The 18,500-nt window shown below is 69.4% G+C and carries 11 protein-coding genes; 6 read left to right on the top strand and 5 right to left on the bottom strand.

What is annotated here, in order from left to right; genetic code table 11:
• Positions 1-208: 208 nt before the first annotated feature.
• Positions 209-2,257: an NAD(+) synthase gene (locus tag I6H87_RS03290; protein ID WP_010813003.1), complete on the bottom strand. Its 2,049-nt coding sequence runs from the start codon at positions 2,255-2,257 to the stop codon at positions 209-211.
• Between the two features lie 179 nt (positions 2,258-2,436).
• On the opposite strand from I6H87_RS03290, the gene I6H87_RS03295 reads away from it, so the two are divergent.
• Entirely contained in the window at positions 2,437-3,690 is a 1,254-nt protein-coding gene (locus tag I6H87_RS03295) for a GNAT family N-acetyltransferase (RefSeq protein WP_011614675.1), read from the top strand.
• Positions 3,691-3,706: 16 nt separating this feature from the next.
• Here I6H87_RS03295 and I6H87_RS03300 read toward each other — a convergent pair whose 3' ends face one another.
• Both I6H87_RS03300 and ppa read right to left on the bottom strand, forming a co-directional pair.
• The gene (locus I6H87_RS03300; RefSeq protein ID WP_010813005.1) at positions 3,707-4,279 is read right to left on the bottom strand and encodes a cytochrome b; all 573 of its coding nucleotides are present in this window, start codon (positions 4,277-4,279) and stop codon (positions 3,707-3,709) included.
• Between the two features lie 125 nt (positions 4,280-4,404).
• Complete coding sequence (gene ppa / locus I6H87_RS03305; protein ID WP_010813006.1) at positions 4,405-4,932, bottom strand: inorganic diphosphatase; 528 nt, start codon at positions 4,930-4,932, stop codon at positions 4,405-4,407.
• 201 nt (positions 4,933-5,133) lie between these two features.
• On the opposite strand from ppa, the gene I6H87_RS03310 reads away from it, so the two are divergent.
• The 5 genes from I6H87_RS03310 to I6H87_RS34780 all read left to right on the top strand — a co-directional run bounded on the left by I6H87_RS03310 (position 5,134) and on the right by I6H87_RS34780 (position 10,036).
• Entirely contained in the window at positions 5,134-6,570 is a 1,437-nt protein-coding gene (locus tag I6H87_RS03310) for an aldehyde dehydrogenase family protein (protein WP_010813007.1), read from the top strand.
• On the top strand, positions 6,563-6,805 hold the full coding sequence (locus I6H87_RS03315) for a hypothetical protein (RefSeq protein WP_010813008.1): 243 nt from the start codon (positions 6,563-6,565) through the stop codon (positions 6,803-6,805). The genes I6H87_RS03310 and I6H87_RS03315 overlap by 8 nt, the downstream gene beginning before the upstream one ends.
• Positions 6,806-6,865: 60 nt before the next feature.
• On the top strand, positions 6,866-7,624 hold the full coding sequence (locus I6H87_RS03320) for an SDR family oxidoreductase (protein ID WP_010813009.1): 759 nt from the start codon (positions 6,866-6,868) through the stop codon (positions 7,622-7,624).
• Between the two features lie 81 nt (positions 7,625-7,705).
• On the top strand, positions 7,706-9,013 hold the full coding sequence (locus I6H87_RS03325) for an MFS transporter (protein WP_011614674.1): 1,308 nt from the start codon (positions 7,706-7,708) through the stop codon (positions 9,011-9,013).
• Between the two features lie 639 nt (positions 9,014-9,652).
• On the top strand, positions 9,653-10,036 hold the full coding sequence (locus I6H87_RS34780) for a hypothetical protein (protein ID WP_081225841.1): 384 nt from the start codon (positions 9,653-9,655) through the stop codon (positions 10,034-10,036).
• A 169-nt stretch (positions 10,037-10,205) separates the two neighbouring features.
• Here I6H87_RS34780 and I6H87_RS03335 read toward each other — a convergent pair whose 3' ends face one another.
• Positions 10,206-16,031 (bottom strand): hybrid sensor histidine kinase/response regulator, encoded by a 5,826-nt coding sequence (locus tag I6H87_RS03335; protein WP_011614672.1) that lies wholly within the window; start codon positions 16,029-16,031, stop codon positions 10,206-10,208.
• A 145-nt stretch (positions 16,032-16,176) separates the two neighbouring features.
• Positions 16,177-18,390 carry a methyl-accepting chemotaxis protein gene (locus I6H87_RS03340; protein WP_011614671.1) on the bottom strand — a complete coding sequence of 738 codons (2,214 nt, stop codon included), beginning with the start codon at positions 18,388-18,390 and terminating at the stop codon, positions 16,177-16,179.
• Positions 18,391-18,500: the final 110 nt, after the last annotated feature.

Below are 18,500 nucleotides of genomic sequence, written 5' to 3' on the forward strand. Positions count from 1 at the left end.
GCATCGCCGCGGTCGCGGCGCTCTCCGGGTGGCATTTTACCAGCCCTTGGCCGCTTGCATTTCCGCCTGCCCCACAGCCAGCGCGGCCGCAGCGTTGGCTAGCGCGCATCCGGGCAGGCCCCGGCCCTGTGGATAAACCTGTGGACAGCCACTGGAGAAACTGTGCACAAGCCGCCACCCAAGAGCCGGAGCTCGACCGGCGCTGCGCTCAGTCCGGCACCTTCTCCAGGTCCGCCAACCACACCACCGACTCTGAATCGCTCGGCGCGCGCCAGTCACCGCGCGGCGACAGCGATCCGCCCGAGCCCACCTTGGGCGCGTTCGGGATGCATGAGCGCTTGAACTGGCTGGTGCGGAAGAAACGGTCCAGGAAGATCGCCAGGTTGCGCTTGATCTCCGGCAGCCCGTACTGATTGCGTACCACATGCGGGCCGTTGGGCCAGACGCCGCGCTCGCGGTCGCCCCAGGCATGCAGCGCCAGGAAGGCGATCTTGGACGGCGTGAAGCCGAAACGCAGCGTGTAGTAGAGGTTGAAGTCCTGCAGCTCATACGGGCCGATGGTGCTCTCGGTCTTCTGCTCGGGGCCGTGGTTGCTGTCGCCCGGGACCAGCTCGGGGCTGATGTCGGTGTCGAGCACGGCCAGCAGCACGTCGGAACCGCCCTCGCCCACCTGCCCGGTCTCGGCCACCCAGCGCACCAGGTGCGAGATCAGCGTCTTGGGCACGCTGGCATTGACGTTGTAGTGCGACATGTGGTCGCCCACGCCATAGGTGCACCAGCCCAGCGCCAGTTCGCTCAGGTCGCCGGTGCCGATCACGATGGCGTGGTGGAAATTGGCCAGCCGGAACAGGTGGTTGGTACGCTCGCCGGCCTGCACGTTCTCGAAGGTCACGTCGTAGACCTTCTCGCCGGCGGCGTATGGGTGGCCCAGGTCCTTCAGCATGGCCAGGCACGACGGCCGGATATCGATCTCGGTCGCGGTGCAGCCCACCACCTGCATCAGCTGGCGCGCCTGCAGCAGCGTGCGGTCGCTGGTGGCGAAGCCCGGCATGGTGAAGGCCAGGATATTGGCGCGCGGCAGGCCCAGGCGGTCCATCGCCTTGGCGCAGACCAGCAGCGCGTGGGTGGAATCCAGCCCGCCCGACACGCCGATCACCACCTTGCTGATCTTGCTGGCCGACAGGCGCTGCACCAGCGCCTGCACCTGGATGTTGTAGACCTCCATGCAGCGTTCGTCGCGCTGGCGCGGATCGGCCGGCACGTACGGGAAGCGCGCCACGTTGCGCGCCAGCGGCAGCGACTTTTCCAGGGTCAGGTCGAGCGGGAAGCGCACCACGCGGAACTTGTCCACTTCTGCCTTGTGCCGGCGCACCGAGTGGCCGAAGGTGACCTGGTGCATGCGCTCGCGCGACAGCCGCTCGACGTCGATATCAGCGCAGAGCAGGTGCGAGGTATCGGCAAAGCGCTCGGATTCGGCCAGCAGCTCGCCGTTCTCGCAGATCAGCGCCTGGCCGTCCCAGGCCAGGTCGGTGGAAGACTCGCCCTTGCCGGCCGAGGTGTACAGGTAGGCCGCCAGGCATCGTGCCGACTGCTGCGAGACCAGCTGGTGCCGGTACCCGGCCTTGCCGACCACGATATTCGAGGCCGACAGGTTGACCAGCACCGTGGCCCCGGCCAGCGCCGCGAACGACGACGGCGGGATCGGCACCCAGACGTCTTCGCAGATTTCTGCGTGGAAGCGGAAGTCGGGGATGTCTTCGACATCGAACAGCAGCCCGGCGCCGAACGGCACGTCCTGGCCCAGCAGCCGGATCGACTCGACCGCGGCGTTGTCGGCGGCGCTGAACTGGCGCGCCTCGTAGAACTCCCAGTAGTTCGGCAGGTAGGACTTGGGCACCACGCCCTGGATACGCCCGCGCGCGACCACCACGGCGCAGTTGAACAACTGGTGCTCGACCCGCAGCGGCATGCCGACGATCAGCGCCGCCGGCAGCTTGCGCGAGGCCTCGACGATGGTGGCCAGCGCCGCCTCGCAGGCGTCCAGCAGCGCGCGCTGGTGGAACAGGTCGTCGCAGGTGTAGGCGGAGATGCCCAGCTCCGGGAACGCAACCAGCACGGCGCCCTTCTGGGCCGCCTGCGCCGCCAGGGCAATGGTCTCGGCGGCGTTGAAGGCCGGGTCGGCCACCCGGCAGACGGGCACGCCCACCGCGACACGCGCAAAGCCGTGGGAATACAGGTTGAAAAACGGGTTCTTCATATCGGGCCTTGGTTATCGAACCATGCGGACCATGCCGCCGCCTGAAGCATCCCGGGATGCCTCGGCAAGCACTGGTGACGAGGATGCTCCATTTTACGACGCCCGCCCCTGCCGTGCGGCGCAGCAACGGCGCATCGTTTCCGGTAGACTCGATCGATCCACAGACGGGAACTGGTGCAATGCAGTCTGAATCATGCGTGCCCGGCGAGGGCAAGGACCAGCGCCAGCCGGCACGGCACAAGCGCAAGTCGGCAGGCGACCCTGCGCAGGAATACCGTACCGAAATCATCTCCGACCTGGGCGAGATCGATGCCGCCGCCTGGGACGCCCTGGTGGCGCACCACGCCGACGCCACGCCGTTCCTGAAGCATGCCTTCCTGCACGCCCTGCACACCAGCGGCAGCGCCTGCGCCGAGACCGGGTGGAACCCGCGCTACCTGACGTTGTGGGCGCCGGCCAAGGACGGCCGCCCGGAACGGCTGGCCGCGGCCATGCCGCTTTACGCCAAGGCGCATTCCTATGGCGAATATGTCTTCGACTGGGCCTGGGCCGACGCCTATGCCCGCAACGGGCTCGAGTACTACCCCAAATGGCTGGCGGCAATTCCCTTCACGCCGGTGCGCGGCGCGCGGCTGCTGGCCGAAGACGCCCATGCGCGCCGCCTGCTGCTGCAGATGGCGCTGGCGCTGGCCGCCGAAAGCCAGATGTCGTCGCTGCACATCCTGTTCCCCGACGAGGCCGAGGCCGCGCTGATGCAGCAGGCCGGCATGCTGATGCGGCACGGCGTGCAGTTCCACTGGACCAATGACGGCTATGGCAGCTTTGACGACTTCCTGGCCACGCTGTCGCAGAAAAAGCGCAAGAACATCCGCGCCGAGCGCCGCCAGGTCGCGCAGGCCGGCATCGGCTTCCGGCGCCTGCGTGGCGCGCAGATCGACGACGATGCGTGGAAGTTCTTCAACCGGTGCTATCGCCAGACTTACCGCGAGCACCATTCCACGCCCTACCTGAACCTGGACTTCTTCCGGCGCATCGGCGCCGCCATGCCGCAGCACCTGCTGCTGGTGATCGCCGAGCGCGAGGGCCAGCCTATCGCCAGCTCGCTGCTGGTCTATGACGATACGCCCGAAGTCAGCACGCTCTACGGGCGCTACTGGGGCGCACTGGAGTACCACGCCTGCCTGCACTTCGAAACCGCGTACTACCAGCCGCTGGAATTCTGCATCGAGCAAGGCATACGCACCTTCGAAGGCGGCGCCCAGGGCGAACACAAGATGGCGCGCGGCTTCCTGCCGGTGGCGACGCGCTCGGCCCACTGGCTGGCGCATCCCGCTTTTGCCGATGCCGTCGAGCGCTTCCTTGAGCGCGAGCGCCAGGGCATCGACGCCTACCTGGACGAACTGAGCGAACGCAACCCGTTCGCCCGCGCCTGAACACGCAAGCCGGCGCTCAGCGCCACATCCGCCGCAGCGTGTTGTCGCCCAGCATGTAGTGGTGGAACAGCGACGCCATCGCGTGCAGGCCGATCACCAGGTAGAAGGCGGTGCCCAGGGTCTCGTGGACCTCCTTGACGGTGTCCTTCAGCGCCGGGTCGGCCGCCACCATCGCCGGCACTTCCAGCCCCAGCGAAGGCAACGCCAGCAGGTGGCCGCCAGCGTTCATCGCCAGCAGCCCCAGCAGCGGCTGGGCCAGGATATACAAGTAAAGCACCCAGTGCATGGCCTCGCCGGCCAACTGCATCCAGCGCGCGCCCGGCTCCGGCGCGGGCGCGCCGCGCACCAGGCGCCACACCAGGCGCGGCACCGCCAGCACCAGCACCAGCGCCCCCGCCCATTCATGGACTGTCATCGCCAGCGCGCGCGGCGGCGTGCCCTTGGCAAAACTGCCCTTCAGCTCGATCGCGGAATAGGCCAGCGCCACCAGCAGGAACACCGCCCAGTGGAAGCACACCGCCAGCCGGTCATAGCGGCGCAGCGGCGACAAGGCCTGCGGCAATGCCTGGATTTCGGTGATGGGATTCATAGGGGACTCCTCTTGTCAGCACCCGCATAGCGTAGCGCAAGGCACTTGCCCGGATGCTGCCGTACATCAAGCGCGCGGCAACAAAAAACCCCGCCGGAGCGGGGCTTCTTCAGCGGCGGTTCAGCTTACTTCTTGTAGTTGGCCACGCCGTCGGTGATTTCCTTGTGGGCTTCCTCGATGCCAGCCCAGCCTTCGACCTTGACCCACTTGCCGGCTTCCAGTGCCTTGTAGTGCTCAAAGAAGTGCTTGATCTGGTCCAGCTGGTTCTGCGGCACGTCCGACAGGCCCTTCATGTAGGCGGTGGCCGGCGACAGCTTGTCCAGCGGCACAGCGACCAGCTTGGCGTCCACGCCCGACTCGTCGGTCATCTTCAGCATCCCGAGTGCACGGCAGCGCACCACGGCGCCGGCCAGGATCGGGAACGGCGACAGCACCAGCACATCCACCGGGTCGCCGTCGCCCGACAGCGTCTGCGGGATGTAGCCATAGTTGGCCGGATAGCGCATGCCTGTGCCGATAAAGCGGTCGACGAACAGCAGGCCGGTTTCCTTGTCTGCCTCGTACTTCACCGGATCGCTCTGGGCCGAGATCTCGATGATGACGTTGAAATCGTTGGGGATGTCCTTGCCCGGGGTTACGAGGTTGAAGCTCATGCGGTTCTCCAGATGCCTGCGCGGTGTTGTTGGATGGCGGGCATTATAGCGGCTCATGCCTGACCGCAGGCTGACAGCTGGGCCAGGCACGGCGCATTGCACGCTGGCCAGTGTCGGCGATAATGGCGCATTCTTCAGCCGTCACTGAAAAGCGCAGCCGCCGTGCTGCCCCCTGTTGCACCCGCTGCCCCGGAGCCACCCATGCACGCCCAGCACTTCGTCGCCAACCGCCTGATCGCGCCCGACAACGGCCTGCGCATCAAGGTCTTCGATCCGTCCAACGGCGAGCCGTTCGCCGAGATCGCACGCGGCAACGCCACCGATATCAACGTCGCCGTCCATGCGGCCCGCCAGGCCGCCGAAGGCGCCTGGGGCCAGATGGCGCCAGCGGAGCGGGTGCGCCTGCTCAACCGCGTCGCCGTGGCGCTGATCGCGCACGAGGACGAACTGGCCGCGCTCGAGGCCCGCGACACCGGCAAGCCGCTGCGCCAGGCGCGCGCCGATGCCCGCGCCGTGGCCCGCTATTTCGAGTTCTACGCCGGCGCGGTGGACAAGCTGCACGGCCAGACCATCCCCTACAACCCCGGCTACACCGTGCTGACCGTGCGCGAGCCGCACGGCGTGACCGGCCACATCATCCCGTGGAACTACCCGCTGCAGATCTTCGGGCGCAGCGTGGGCGCGGCGCTGGCCACCGGCAATGCCTGCGTGGTCAAGCCGGCCGAGGACGCCTGCCTGTCGCTGCTGCGCGTGGCCGAGATCGCCGCCGATGCCGGCCTGCCCGAAGGCGCGCTCAATATCATCACCGGCTACGGCCATGAAGCCGGCGCCGCGCTGGCGCGCCACCCGGGCATCAACCATATCTCGTTCACCGGCTCGCCCCAGACCGGCAAGCAGGTGGCCCAGCTGGCCGCCGAGAACCACGTGCCGGTCACGCTGGAGCTGGGCGGCAAGTCGCCGCAGATCGTCTTTGCCGATGCCGACCTGGATACGCTGGTGCCGGTGGTGGTCAACGGCATCGTGCAGAATGCCGGCCAGACCTGCTCGGCCGGCAGCCGCCTGCTGGTGGAGCGGCCGGTCTATGACGCGCTGCTCGACCGGCTGGCGTCGGTGTTCGAGTCGCTGCGCGTAGGCCCGTCCGAGCTGGACCTGGAATGCGGGCCACTGATCAGCCGCAAGCAGCAGCAGCGCGTGTGGGACTTTGTCTCGGATGCGCAGCACGCCGGCGTGGCCGTGATGGCGCAAGGCCAGATCGTGGCCGACGCGCCCGAGGCCGGCTACTACCAGGTGCCGATGCTGTTCCGCGACGTGCCGCCGGCGCACCGGCTGGCGCAGGAAGAAGTGTTCGGCCCGCTGCTGGCGGCGATGCCGTTCGACACCGAGGCCGAAGCCATCGCACTGGCCAACGGCACGCCCTACGGGCTCGTGGCCGGCGTCTGGACCCGCGACGGCGGGCGCCAGCTGCGCCTGGCGCACAAGCTGCGCGCGGGCCAGGTCTTTATCAACAACTACGGTGCCGGCGGCGGCGTTGAACTGCCCTTCGGCGGCACCGGCCAGTCTGGCTACGGCCGCGAGAAGGGCTTCGAGGCCCTGTACGGATTCACCACCCTGAAAACCATCGCCATCCAACATGGGTAACATCAATTTCCTGTCCGTCGCCTTTGCCATCTTCTTTTTCTGGATGGCATGGCATGTCCGGAACAAGCGCGCCACCAATCCTTCCGGCATGCCGCGGCTGCAGGTCTTCAAGCGCAAGTGGGGCGACGTCGTCGGCGACCGCGTGCACTGGTGCCTGTATGTGGCACTGCCCTTCCTGCTGGCACTGATGATGGTTGCCAATGCCCTGCGCGGGCGGGGGCCGTTCTCGCACTAGGCATTGAGTACCCCGCAGCACGGAACACCAGAACATAACCACGACACCAGGAGACAAGCCATGAGACTGGCCAACAAGGTAGCGATCATCACCGGCGGCGGTTCCGGGTTCGGCGAAGGCATTGCCCACACCTTTGCGCGCGAAGGCGCCAACGTGGTGGTCGCCGACCTGCGCGAGGAAGCCGCCGAACGCGTCGCCGCCGCGATCCGCGACGCCGGCGGCCGGGCCCGCGCGGTGCGCGCCGACGTTTCGCGCGAAGCCGGCACCGAGGCCATGCGCGAAGCCGCGCTGGCCACCTTCGGCGACGTCCATATCGTGGTCAACAACGCCGGCACGACCCATCGCAACAAGCCCATCCTCGAAGTCACCGAAGAGGAGTTCGACCGCGTCTACGCCGTCAACGTCAAGAGCATCTACTGGTCGGCGCGCACCTTTATCCCGCATTTCCGCCAGCGCGGCGGCGGCGTGTTCGTCAATATTGCCTCCACCGCCGGCATCCGGCCGCGCCCGGGCCTGGTCTGGTACAACGGCAGCAAGGGCGCGGTGATCACCGCCAGCAAGGCCATGGCCGCGGAACTCGGCAAGGACAATATCCGCGTCAACTGCGTCAACCCCGTGATCGGCGCCACCGCCCTGCTCGAAGAATTCATGGGCATGCCCGATACGCCCGAGAACCGCGCCAGATTCCTTGCCACCATCCCGATGGGCCGCATGTCGACCCCGCAGGACGTGGCCAACGCCTGCCTGTACCTGGCCTCGGACGAAGCTGCCTTTATCACCGGCACCTGCATCGAAGTGGACGGCGGCCGCTGCGTCTGAGCCGGTGCCGGCCACCTGCCTTCCCCGTTAGTCGTAGCTGTAAACGCATCATACAGAAGCGCCATATCCTCAGGAGACAGCATGACAACAACCGCAGTAAACCCCGGCATCAGCGACGCCGCCTTTGAAGACGCCACCTACCGCAAGGTCAGTTGGCGCCTGGTGCCCTTCCTCTTGCTGTGCTACGTGGTGGCCTACCTGGACCGCGTCAACGTGGGCTTTGCCAAGCTGCAGATGCTCAACGACCTGCAGTTCAGCGAGACCATCTATGGCTTGGGCGCCGGCATCTTCTTTATCGGCTACTTCCTGTTCGAAGTGCCCAGCAACGTGATCCTGCACAAGGTGGGCGCGCGCATCTGGATCGCGCGCATCATGATCACCTGGGGCGCGATCTCGGCGGCGATGATGTTCGTCACCACGCCGACCATGTTCTACGTGCTGCGCTTCCTGCTGGGCATTGCCGAGGCCGGCTTCTTCCCCGGCATCATCCTGTACCTGACCTACTGGTACCCGGCCAACCGGCGCGGGCGCACCACCACCTACTTCATGACCGCGGTCGCGCTGGCAGGCGTGATCGGCGGGCCGCTGTCGGGCTGGATCATGCAGTCCTTCCACGGCCACAACGGCTGGTCCGGCTGGCAGTGGATGTTCCTGCTCGAGGGCATTCCGTCGATCCTGGTGGGGCTGTGGGTGCTGGCCTACCTGGACGACCGCATCGCCCACGCCAAGTGGCTGTCGCCGGAAGAGAAGGCGCTGCTGGAGCGCAATATCGCCAGCGAGGATGCGCACAAGGAAGACCCGCCGATCCGCACCGTGATGTCCAGCCCGCGCGTCTGGCTGATGAGCGCGATCTACTTCTGCTTCGTGATGGGCCTGTACGGCGTCAGCTTCTGGCTGCCGACCATCATCAAGCAGACCGGCGTCAAGGGCGCGCTCGATATCGGCCTGCTGACCGCCATCCCCTATGGCTGCGCAGTGGTCGGCATGGTGCTGGTGGCCTACAGCGCAGACCGCAGCGGCGAGCGCCGCTGGCATATCGCGCTGCCCGCGCTGGCCGGTTCGCTGGGCCTGCTGCTGTCGGTGCAATGGCATAGCGACACCACGCTGGCAATGGTGGCGCTGACGCTGGCCACCATCGGCATCCTGACCACGCTGCCGCTGTTCTGGAGCCTGCCGACTTCCTTCCTGGCCGGCACTGGCGCGGCCGCGGGCATCGCGCTGATCAACTCGCTGGGCAACCTTGCGGGCTTCCTCAGCCCCTATGCAGTGGGCTGGCTCAAGGACCTGACCCACAGCACCGATTCGGGCATGTACCTGCTGACCGCCTGCCTGGTGGTGGGCGCGGCGCTGACGCTTTCGGTGCCCAAGCGGCTGGTGAGCCGGAAATAGCCCGTCCGCCAGGATCAGACGCCGTCAACGGCCCTTCCCTTTGCGGGCAGGGCCGTTTTTCTTCCTGCACCTGCGAAGTCGCTCACACGCCGCCTGCGGGCCACAATGCGCCGTCGGCTGACGCGGATGTAGGACCAAGCCCGGCAGTGTCGCCCACCCTTGGGCCCTAGGATGGAAAAGAGAGACCCGGAGTGATCCCACGGGGTCCTCCGGGGCATCTGATTCCGAAGCTCGCCCAAGGAGGCCACGATGCTGCACCTGCCCCCGTTTGCCCCTACCCGTTCGCTGGAACTTGTCGAAGCGCGCCTGGCACGCCGCTCGCGCGTCAAGCGCCTGGTGATCGCGCTCAGCGCCGGCGTGGTCGCACTGCTCGCCCTGGTGCCAGCGGCCAGCCATGCGCAGGCGCCGGTGGTGGAGGCCAACCCTGCGCCTGCCGCCCCGGCACCCGCTACTCCGGCCGGCACCATGGCGCCGACCCCGGGTGCCACGATGCCGGCCGCGCCGCCGGCCGACACCATGCCCCCTGCCACACAACCCGCGCCGGGCATAGCTGCGCCTGCCACGGCAGCACCGCCGCCGACGGCATCCCCGGCACCCGCGCCCACCGGCACGCCACCAGCCGCGCCGGCGCCAGCGCCGATGGCAGCGCCCGCGCAGCCACGCCCGCCGCTGACCACGCCGCCCCCGCCGCCGCCGCGTGATGCGATGGTCCAGCGTACGGCCGGCTCGGTCGCCTATATCTGCGGCGGTGTCGCCGAAGACGAGCAGGTCGCGCTGCAATCGGAGGCGCGCAAGTACAACATGAGCCTGCTGTTCACGCAGGGCGCGCGCGGCGAGTACCTGTCCGACGTGGACGTCAAGCTGATGCGCGGCGGCAAGGAAGTCGCCAGCTTTGTCGCCGACGGTCCGCGCTGCCTGGTGAAGGCGCCGTCGGGCACGTACAACGTGCGGGCGACTTACCAGGGCCGGACCAAGACTGCCACGGTCAGCACCGGCGGCAAGAACGCGCAGATGCGCTGGTAGTCAGCTGGAACGGCGCGCCGTGCGGCGCGCCCGTGGAGGAGGAAAAAAGGCTCGGCATCTTGCGATGTCGAGCCTTTTTGTCTTGGAAGTCATTGGCAGGCTTCCGCACAGCATCCGCTTACCGATTGGGTGCTCCCCTCTCCCGCAAGCGGGAGAGGGGAGCAAACCGTCAGTCCGCCTGGCCATCCCCCAGCATCTGCCCCACCGACCCCGCCGTACCGGCCGCCCGTTCACCCAGCAACCGATGCAGCGTGCCCAGCAGCTCATCCTCGTTGTAAGGCTTGCCCAGGTACACGTTGACGCCGATCTCCTCGGCATAGCGGCGGTGCTTGTCGGCCGTGCGCGAGGTGATCATCACCAGCGGCATATGCGCGGTGCGCGCGTCGGAGCGCACGTTGCGGGTCAGGTCGAAGCCGTCCATGTGCGGCATCTCGATGTCGACCAGCATCGCGTCCGGCATGACATCCTGCAGTTGCTTGAGCGCATCCACACCGTCGCGCGCCAGCACCACCTGGTAGCCGGCGCGGCTCAGCAGGCGCTGGGTGGCCTTGCGCACGGTCAGCGAGTCATCCACCACCATCACGGTCGGCTGCACCGCCAGGCCGCGCACCGGCTCGGTGGTGCCGTCGCTCGCCAGTTCCGCAACCGCGCCCATCCGCGCCTGCACGGCAGGCGTCTGCGGCAAGGCCTGCGGCACCGGCTGGCCGCGTTCGCGCACCAAGCGCTGCGCCAGCACCACCGGGTTGTAGATCAGCACGATCTCGCCATCGCCCAGCGTGGTCGCGCCGGCAATGCCTTCCAGGCGTGCCAGGTGCGGGCCGATATGCTTGACCACCACTTCGCGGTTGCCGACCACATCGTCAACATGCACCGCCACGCGCTCGGCGCCGCTGCGCACCAGCACCACCGGCGAATACTTGCGCCCGGCCGCGACCGCGTTGCCTTCCTCCAGCAGCGCGCCGAAGTAGAAGAACGGCACCTCGGCGCCGGCCACAGTGAGGCGGCCCTGGTTGTAGGCATCCAGCAGTGCCGGGGCGCGCAGCTGCTGGACTTGGTCGATCATGCCGCTGGGAACGGCATAGCGCCGCGCGCCCAGCGAGATCACCAGCACCTGCGTGATCGCCGTGGTCAGCGGCAGGTGCACCGTGAAGGTGGTGCCCTGCCCGGGCTTAGACTCCAGCGTGATGCGTCCGCCCAGCGCCACGGTCTCGGCGCGCACCACGTCCATGCCCACGCCGCGGCCGGCCAGCTCCGACACCGCGTCGGCGGTGGAGAAGCCCGGCGCAAAGATCAGCTCGGTCAGGCGCGCTTCGCTGGCGTCGTCGTCCGGCGCCAGCAGGCGGCGCTCGACCGCGCGCGCGCGGATGCGCTCCAGGTCCAGCCCGCCGCCGTCATCGACGAAATGCAGCACCACCTCGTTGCCTTCCTGCTGCACCTCCAGCGTCAGCGCACCAGTGGCGGCCTTGCCCGCGGCGCGGCGCGGCGCGGCGGCCTCGATGCCGTGCACCACCGCGTTGCGGATCAGGTGCTCGATCGGGCCGGCCATGCGGTCCAGCACCGAGCGGTCGATTTCCACGGTGCCGCCCTTGATCAGCAGGCGCACTTCCTTGCCGGTCTCGGCCGCGGCCTGGCGTGCCACGCGGTAGAGGCGCTCGGCCAGCGCGTCGAACTGCACCATGCGCGCCTGCATCAGCCCGCGCTGCAAGCCGCGCGTCAGGCGCGCCTGCGCCGCCAGGTCGCCGGCGGCGCGGTCAAAGCCGCGCTGCAGGTTCTGCTCGACGGTGGCCACGTCGTTGACCGACTCGGCCATCATCCGCGTCAACTCCTGGAAGCGCGTGAAGCGGTCGAACTCAAGCGGGTCGAATTCCTGCTTGTGCTGCGCGTCGGCAATGCGCGACGCCATCTGCGATTCGGCCTGGATCTCGATTTCACGCAACTGCCCGCGCAGGCGCGCGACGTTGTCATTCAGTTCGCCCAGGTAGGCGCGCATCGCCTCCAGTTCGCTGTCCAGGCGCGCGCGCGTGGCGCCGACTTCGCCGGCTTCGTTGATCAGCGTGTCGAGCGCGCGCGCCTGCACGCGCACCAGCGCGCGTTGCGGCTCGGCGGGCACGGCCGGCGGCATCGCCACCATCACGTCTGCCGGCCCCGGCATGGCGGGCAGGCTGGCGGCGGGCACCGCCTCGACGACGGTATCCGCCTGCGGCAGCGGCGCATCGGCCTGCGCTTGCTCGGGCACCTCGGCCAGGCCATTGACCACGTCCGGATCGTCCGCGGGCAGCAGGCGGCCAGTCGGCAGCGCCTCGACATGCGCCAGGATGCGGTCGTACCAGGCATAGAGCCGCTCGAACAGCTTTGGCCCGACGGCCTGCTGCCCCTGCCCGCGCAGGCTGGCGTCGAGCAGCGTCTCCATTTCATGCGCGGCCTGGCCCAGCGCCATGGCACCCGCCATGCGCGCACTGCCCTTGAGCGTATGCAGCGCGCGCAGCACCAGGCCGCCGTGGCGCGAGTCTTCCGGGGCGGCTTCCCAGCCGCGCAGCAGCTTGCCCAGCTCGGGCAGCGTGCCTTGTGCCTCTTCCAGGAAGATCTGGACCAGCGCGGGATCCGGCGCGGCGCCCTCGTCCGCTACCGGCGCAGCGGGCGCCCGGTGCGGGGTCGGCAGCGCGATAACCACCGCGTCATGCGGCACTGCCGGCGGCTCCGGCTGGTCTTCCTGCGCGGGCGGCAACTGGCCCAGCAGCTGCGCCACCGAACCGTCCGGCTCGGCCGGCGCCTGCGGCGCGGGCACCGCCACGCGCGGACGCAGCAGCGCGCGCTCGCCAAACTCAACCAGGCTGCGGCGCAGGCCGGCATCGGCATCCGGCCAGACGCCCGCGGCAAACTGGTGCAGCATGCCGCGCAGGCGCTCGACCGCCTGCTCCAGCAGGCGGAAATCGCCCGGGTGCATCGCCACCGGGTGCGAGCCCAGCTGCAGCAGCAGGGCCTCCAGCGCCTCGGCGATCTCACGCACGGGTTCCAGGCCGACGGTGGACGCACTGCCCTGGAGCGTGTGGGCAACGCGCAGCCCCAGCTCGCTCGGGCACGGATGGCCTTCATGCCGCCATTCGGAGATGTCGGTGGCGAACTGGCGCAGCAGGTCATCGGCCTCCTGCAGGTAGACGTTGTAGAGCGCCAGGCCGATGCGCACCGGCCCGATCACCTTGTAGTGGTCGTCCTCGCCCGACAGGCCGCCGGACAGGCGGAACGGGATCACATTGTCTTCGCCGTGCCCGACCGCATCGGCGCCGGTGTGACCGGCGGCGTCGACGGCCGGCCCGGGCGGCGCTTCCGCAGCCGCGCCGGGCAGTACTGGCAGTTCATCCGCGGCCTGCGCGGCGCCCGGGTCGCGCACCGCTTCGGCGGCTGCCACCAGCGGCGCGATGTCGTGCCAGGTTGCCGCATCGCGATGCAGCTGTGCCGCCCATGCCGACAACTCGGCATGGGCGCGGCGCAGCAGCGCCAGCAGCGCGGGCACCGGCTCGCGCGCTTCGGCAATCCACAGGTTCATGACCTGCTCGACCGCCCACGCCGCTTCGCCATAGCGATGCAGGCCGACCATGCGGCTGGAGCCCTTGAGCGTGTGAAAGGCGCGCCGCACGCGGCTGAGGGTATCGGCATCGTGCAGCGCCTCAACGCCCGAGCCGAGGTCGCCGGCGATGCCGCCCAGGACCTCGTCGGCTTCGTTCAGGAAGATGTCGAGCAGTTCGGCGTCCAGCGCCGACTTGTCGCCGTCAGCCGGCAGGCCTTGCGCCGCGGGCGGCGCGGCTGCGGGTGCCGCAGCCCGTGCCGGCTCGGCCAGTGCCAGTGCCAGCCTGCCGGCCGCATCATCGCTGCCGGCCAGCCAGGCATTGCATTGCATGGTGGCTTCGGCGGCCTGGCGGCGCAGCGCGGCATCGTCATCGATGGTGGCCTGGTCGGCCAGCGCCTGCAGCGCGGCACGCAGGCGCTGCACTGGCGGCGCATCGGGAACGGGGCCAGCCTGGATCGCCTCGGCCGCGGCGGCGCGCGCGGCGGCCAGCGGATGCTGCGCAGCGCGCGGCGCATCGGGCTCGCCGGCCTCGGCAAGCGTATCGGCCCGACGCACGCGGCCGAATTCCAGCGCATCGGCAAAGGCATGGACCGCGCCCAGCTCGGCTGCGACCTCGCCCAGCAGCGCGGCGCGCGCACTGGCATCAGCGAGTTCGCCCGAAACGGCCAGCCGCGCATTGACGGACTGCACCGCGGCGGCGGCCTGCGCGGCATCGTCCACCAGCGCTGCAGGCAGCGCGGCGGACGACTGCAATTGCGCCAGCGTGGCGCCAAGCGCGGCGAAGGCCTGGCAGGCATCGCGCAAGTGGCCTGCGCCTTCGGCGCGGGCCGCGTTGCGGTCGAAGCTGTCCAGCCACGATTCACCGCTGTCCAGCTGCGCCCGCAGCTGCGTCACGGCCTCGCTGCGCAGCGCCTGGGCGCGCGCCTCGTCGACCATGCCCGCAAGCCACGCGGGCGCGCTCGCGGCGGGATCGGCCAGGCATGTCGCCAGCGCCTCGCACTGCGCGGCAAAACGCGCCGCCGCCGGATGGGCGGATTGCCCGTGCACGCGCCACGGCAGCGCCAGCGCGCGCGCCAGGAACAACGCGATGCCGGCGGCGCCCAGCGCCTCGCCGCGGTGGTGCTGCCCGCCGTGCATGGCCGCCTGCGCCAGGCAGCGCTGCAGCGCCGGCTGCCCGAGCGGCTGCGCGGCTTCGGCCAGCGCGGCCAGCGCGGTTTCCCAGCCGGCCGGCTCGCCCGCGGCGGCGTGCTCGAGCCCAGCGGCGGCCTGCTGCAGGTTGCGCGTGTCGATCGGGTCGAGCCAGCCGTAATAGCGCTGGCGGAAGTCCGCATTGGCAAGCGCGTGCGCGGGGTCGAGGCGGAATGCCGCGAGCGTGCGCGCAATATCGGCACGCAACGCGGCACGCGGCTCAGCCACGCCATCGTCGTCACCGGCCCCGTCGCGGGCCAGGCCGGTGCAGACCAGCAGGAACACCGCGTCGTTGAGCAGCGCCTGCGGCACGCGCACATGGCCCTGCAGGTACTGGCGCAGCAGCAGGTTGGCGCGGCCGGCAAAGCGCTTGGCCAGCAGGTCGGAAGGCAACAGGCCAAGGCCCAGCGCGCGGAACACCAGCCCCAGCACATGCCAGACCCCGCGATCCGGATGATCCGCCGCGCGGCGCGCCTCCTGCTCATTGGCGCGCACCTCGTCCAGCGCAGCGCACAGCGGCAGCCAGGCTTCGCGCAGCAGCGCCGCGTCGGTGCACGGCGCAGGCAGGCGCAATGCCTTGAGCAAGGCCGATTCAAACTGCTGGCGCGCACGCATGACCGGCGCCGGGCCCTTCGCCGGCAGCAGCATGCCGGGCAGCATCTGCAGCTCATCGAGCCACAGGTCGGCCGGATGCACGCGCTCTTCGCCCAGGCGCGCCAGCACGCCCGCGTAGGGCTGGAACAGGCGCAGCGGCGCTTCATCGTCACCGGCCATCAGGTCGTCGACATACTCGGCCAATGCCTGCACGCCGGCGCGGAATACCGCCAGCGCCTCGGGGCCGGCGGCAACGGTGCCGGCGTCGATGGCTTCGAGCAGGCGGCGCAGGGCCTGGCAATACGGATCGGTGCCGTGCAGCCCGACGATATGCACCGCGCCGGCGGCCTGGTGCAGGTGCTGGCCGGCCAGCCGCAGCGAGGTGGTGTCGCGCGCGCCCAGCGCTTCGGGCGCCTGGCGGACCTCGTCGACATAGTGGCCAAGCTCGGCGGCGGCGTCTTCGAGCGCGCTGCGCAGGCTGGGCGCAAGCCACGCCAGCCCGGACAGGTCGCGCGCGGGGGCGCCTGGGTCGGAAACAGCAGGTGCGCTGGCGGATGGCGGCGCCGGAGCCGGCTCGGGCACGGCGCTGGCTTCAGCCGGTGCGCCGGCTGCGGCGCCATCGCGCGGGACAGGGAAATTCAGGGACATGACGGCTTCCAGTGCGGCGCCCGGAGGGCGGCCGCGGGCAACCTGCCGCAACAGGCGGCAGGCGCGGAGTTGGCATGGAGCGCGTGGCCGCTAAGCCTGGTAAGGCCGCGGTGCGCGGAAGCGGTCGCAGGCGTCATCCGGCCACTCAGGCGATCTTGAATCGCGACACGGAGTTGCGCAGCTCTTCGGTCAGCAGCGTCAGCTGGCGCACCGACTGCGCAGTCTGGCGCGTGCCGGTGGTGGTCTGCTCGGTGACCTGCAGGATGCGTTCGATATGGCGGGCCACGGTGGTGGCCAGGTCGGCCTCGTGCGAGGTGGACTGCGAGATCTGCTCGATCAGCTCGGCCAGCTGGCGCGACACGCGCCCGATCTCGACCAGTGCGGCGCCGGCGTTGTCCGACAGCCGCGCCCCTTCGACCACGCCCTGCGTGCTGCGCTCCATGGCGTGCACCGCGTCCTGGGTATCGGTCTGGATGGTGCGGATCAGCGCGCCGATCTGCTTGGTGGCCTCGCCGGAGCGTTCGGCCAGCCGCTGCACTTCTTCGGCCACCACCGAGAAGCCGCGCCCGGCCTCGCCCGCGGACGCGGCCTGAATGGCGGCGTTCAGTGCCAGCACGTTGGTCTGCTCGGTAATGTCCGAGATCAGCTCGACGATTTCACCGATCTCCTGCGACGACTCGCCCAGGCGCTTGATGCGCTTGGAGGTTTCCTGGATCTGCTCGCGGATGTCGTTCATGCCGGTGATGGCGTTCTGCACCGCCTGCTGGCCCTGCTCCGCGGCAGACAGCGAGGCACGCGCCACGTTGGCGGACTCGGCCGCGCCGCGCGACACCTGCGTGATGCGGTCGGCCATCTCCACCACCGATTCGCCGGTCTGGCGGATCTGGCGCGACTGCTCTTCGGTGGTCGACACCAGCTGGGTCGAGGTGGACTGCACCTGCCCCGAGGCCTGCGTCACCTCGCCGGCGGTCTGCTGCACCCGGCCGACCAGCTCGCGCAGTTCTTCCACGGTGTAATTGACCGAGTCGGCAATGGCGCCGGTGATGTCCTCGGTCACCGTGGCCTGGCGCGTCAGGTCGCCGTCGGCGATGTCCTGCAGTTCGTTCATCAGCTGCAGAATCGCCTTCTGGGTATTGTCGTTGTTGCGCTTTTCGTCCAGCCGGCGGGACTCGGCCTCGCGCTCGCGCGCCTCGGCTTCCAGCGCGCGCACGCGTGAGTCGCGCAGGTACAGCGCCGCCAGGCCTACCAGGCACAGCAGCGTCATGGCCGCCGACACCACGGTCGCGCCCAGCGTCACCGGGCGCACGCGCGCCGATTGCGCGTAGGCGCGCTGCAGCGCCGAGAGTTCGCCGCGCAGCGCCTCGTTGTCGTTGAAGATCTGCTGCTGCGCGCGCTTGGCGGCAATCAGGCCGGGCAGGTTCTGCAGGATTGTCTGCGTGGTCTTCTGCACCGCTTCAAAGCGCTGCGACAGCTGCTTCAGGTAGCCGCGCGTTTCTTCGTCGGCGGCCGCCGACAGGCGCAGCGCCTCGCTGCCGTTGAGCAGGCCGTCCAGCGATTCGCGGAAGGTGTTGGTGTCCTTGCCCAGCAGGAACGCGGTTTCGGGGTTGACGCCTTCGCCGGCCAGGAACTCGTTCAGGTTCTTGCCCAGGCGCTGCGTCAGCATCACCAGCTGCGCCGACGCCGCCACCTCGCGCGCGTTGGCGCCGGACTGCAGCTTGATTGCCGCGACCTGTTCGGCGGATTCCAGCAGCTCGGGGTTGGAAGCATTGAAGATCTGCAGCGTCTGGCCAATGGTGTTCAGCACCGGCTGCTGCGCCAGCACGTCGGCGGCGCTTTTCTCGGAGCGCTTCCACGATTGCATCGCGGTCTCGAGCAGCGGTTCGGCCGCGCCGGTGGTGGCGCGCACGCGCTTCTCGTCGCTGCCTTCCTGCAGCGCCTTCAGGTCGCCCGCCAGCGCGTCTTTCGACTGGCGCAGCTGCGTGAAGGCCTGCGCATTGCCCAGCAGCGCCACCGGCACCGCCTTGCCCAGGCGCTGCGAGTGCATCAGCATGTCGCCGGCGATCTCGATCTGCGCGGCGGCGTTGTTGGCGATGCGGTTGTCCAGGTACACCGAGCCCAGCAGCGCCACCAGCGACACCACCACGCCCACCGTCAGCAGCCGCTGCTGCGACGAGAACGGCATGCGCCCAAGCCAGCGCGTGACATGCTCCATTGGCGTGGCGCCCAGGCCGTCGGCGGATGGGGGTGCCGGTGCGGGTTCCGGGCCGCCGGCATAGGCCATGCCGGGCCCGCCCGCCAGGCCGGTGGCTGCTTCGGCTGCCGGCGTGCGCCGGCCCAGGCTGAATTTCTTGAAACCCATGGCACCCTCTTCCATTTAATCGTTGTCATGCCCGGCGGCTCGTGCCGGGTGCGGCAGGCAGTGGCCTGCGCGTCATTCTTGTTTCTTGTTATTGGCGGCGCGGTGGCGGG

It is taken from the genome of Cupriavidus necator, assembly GCF_016127575.1.
In the GTDB taxonomy this organism is placed as follows: Bacteria; Pseudomonadota; Gammaproteobacteria; order Burkholderiales; family Burkholderiaceae; genus Cupriavidus; species Cupriavidus necator_D.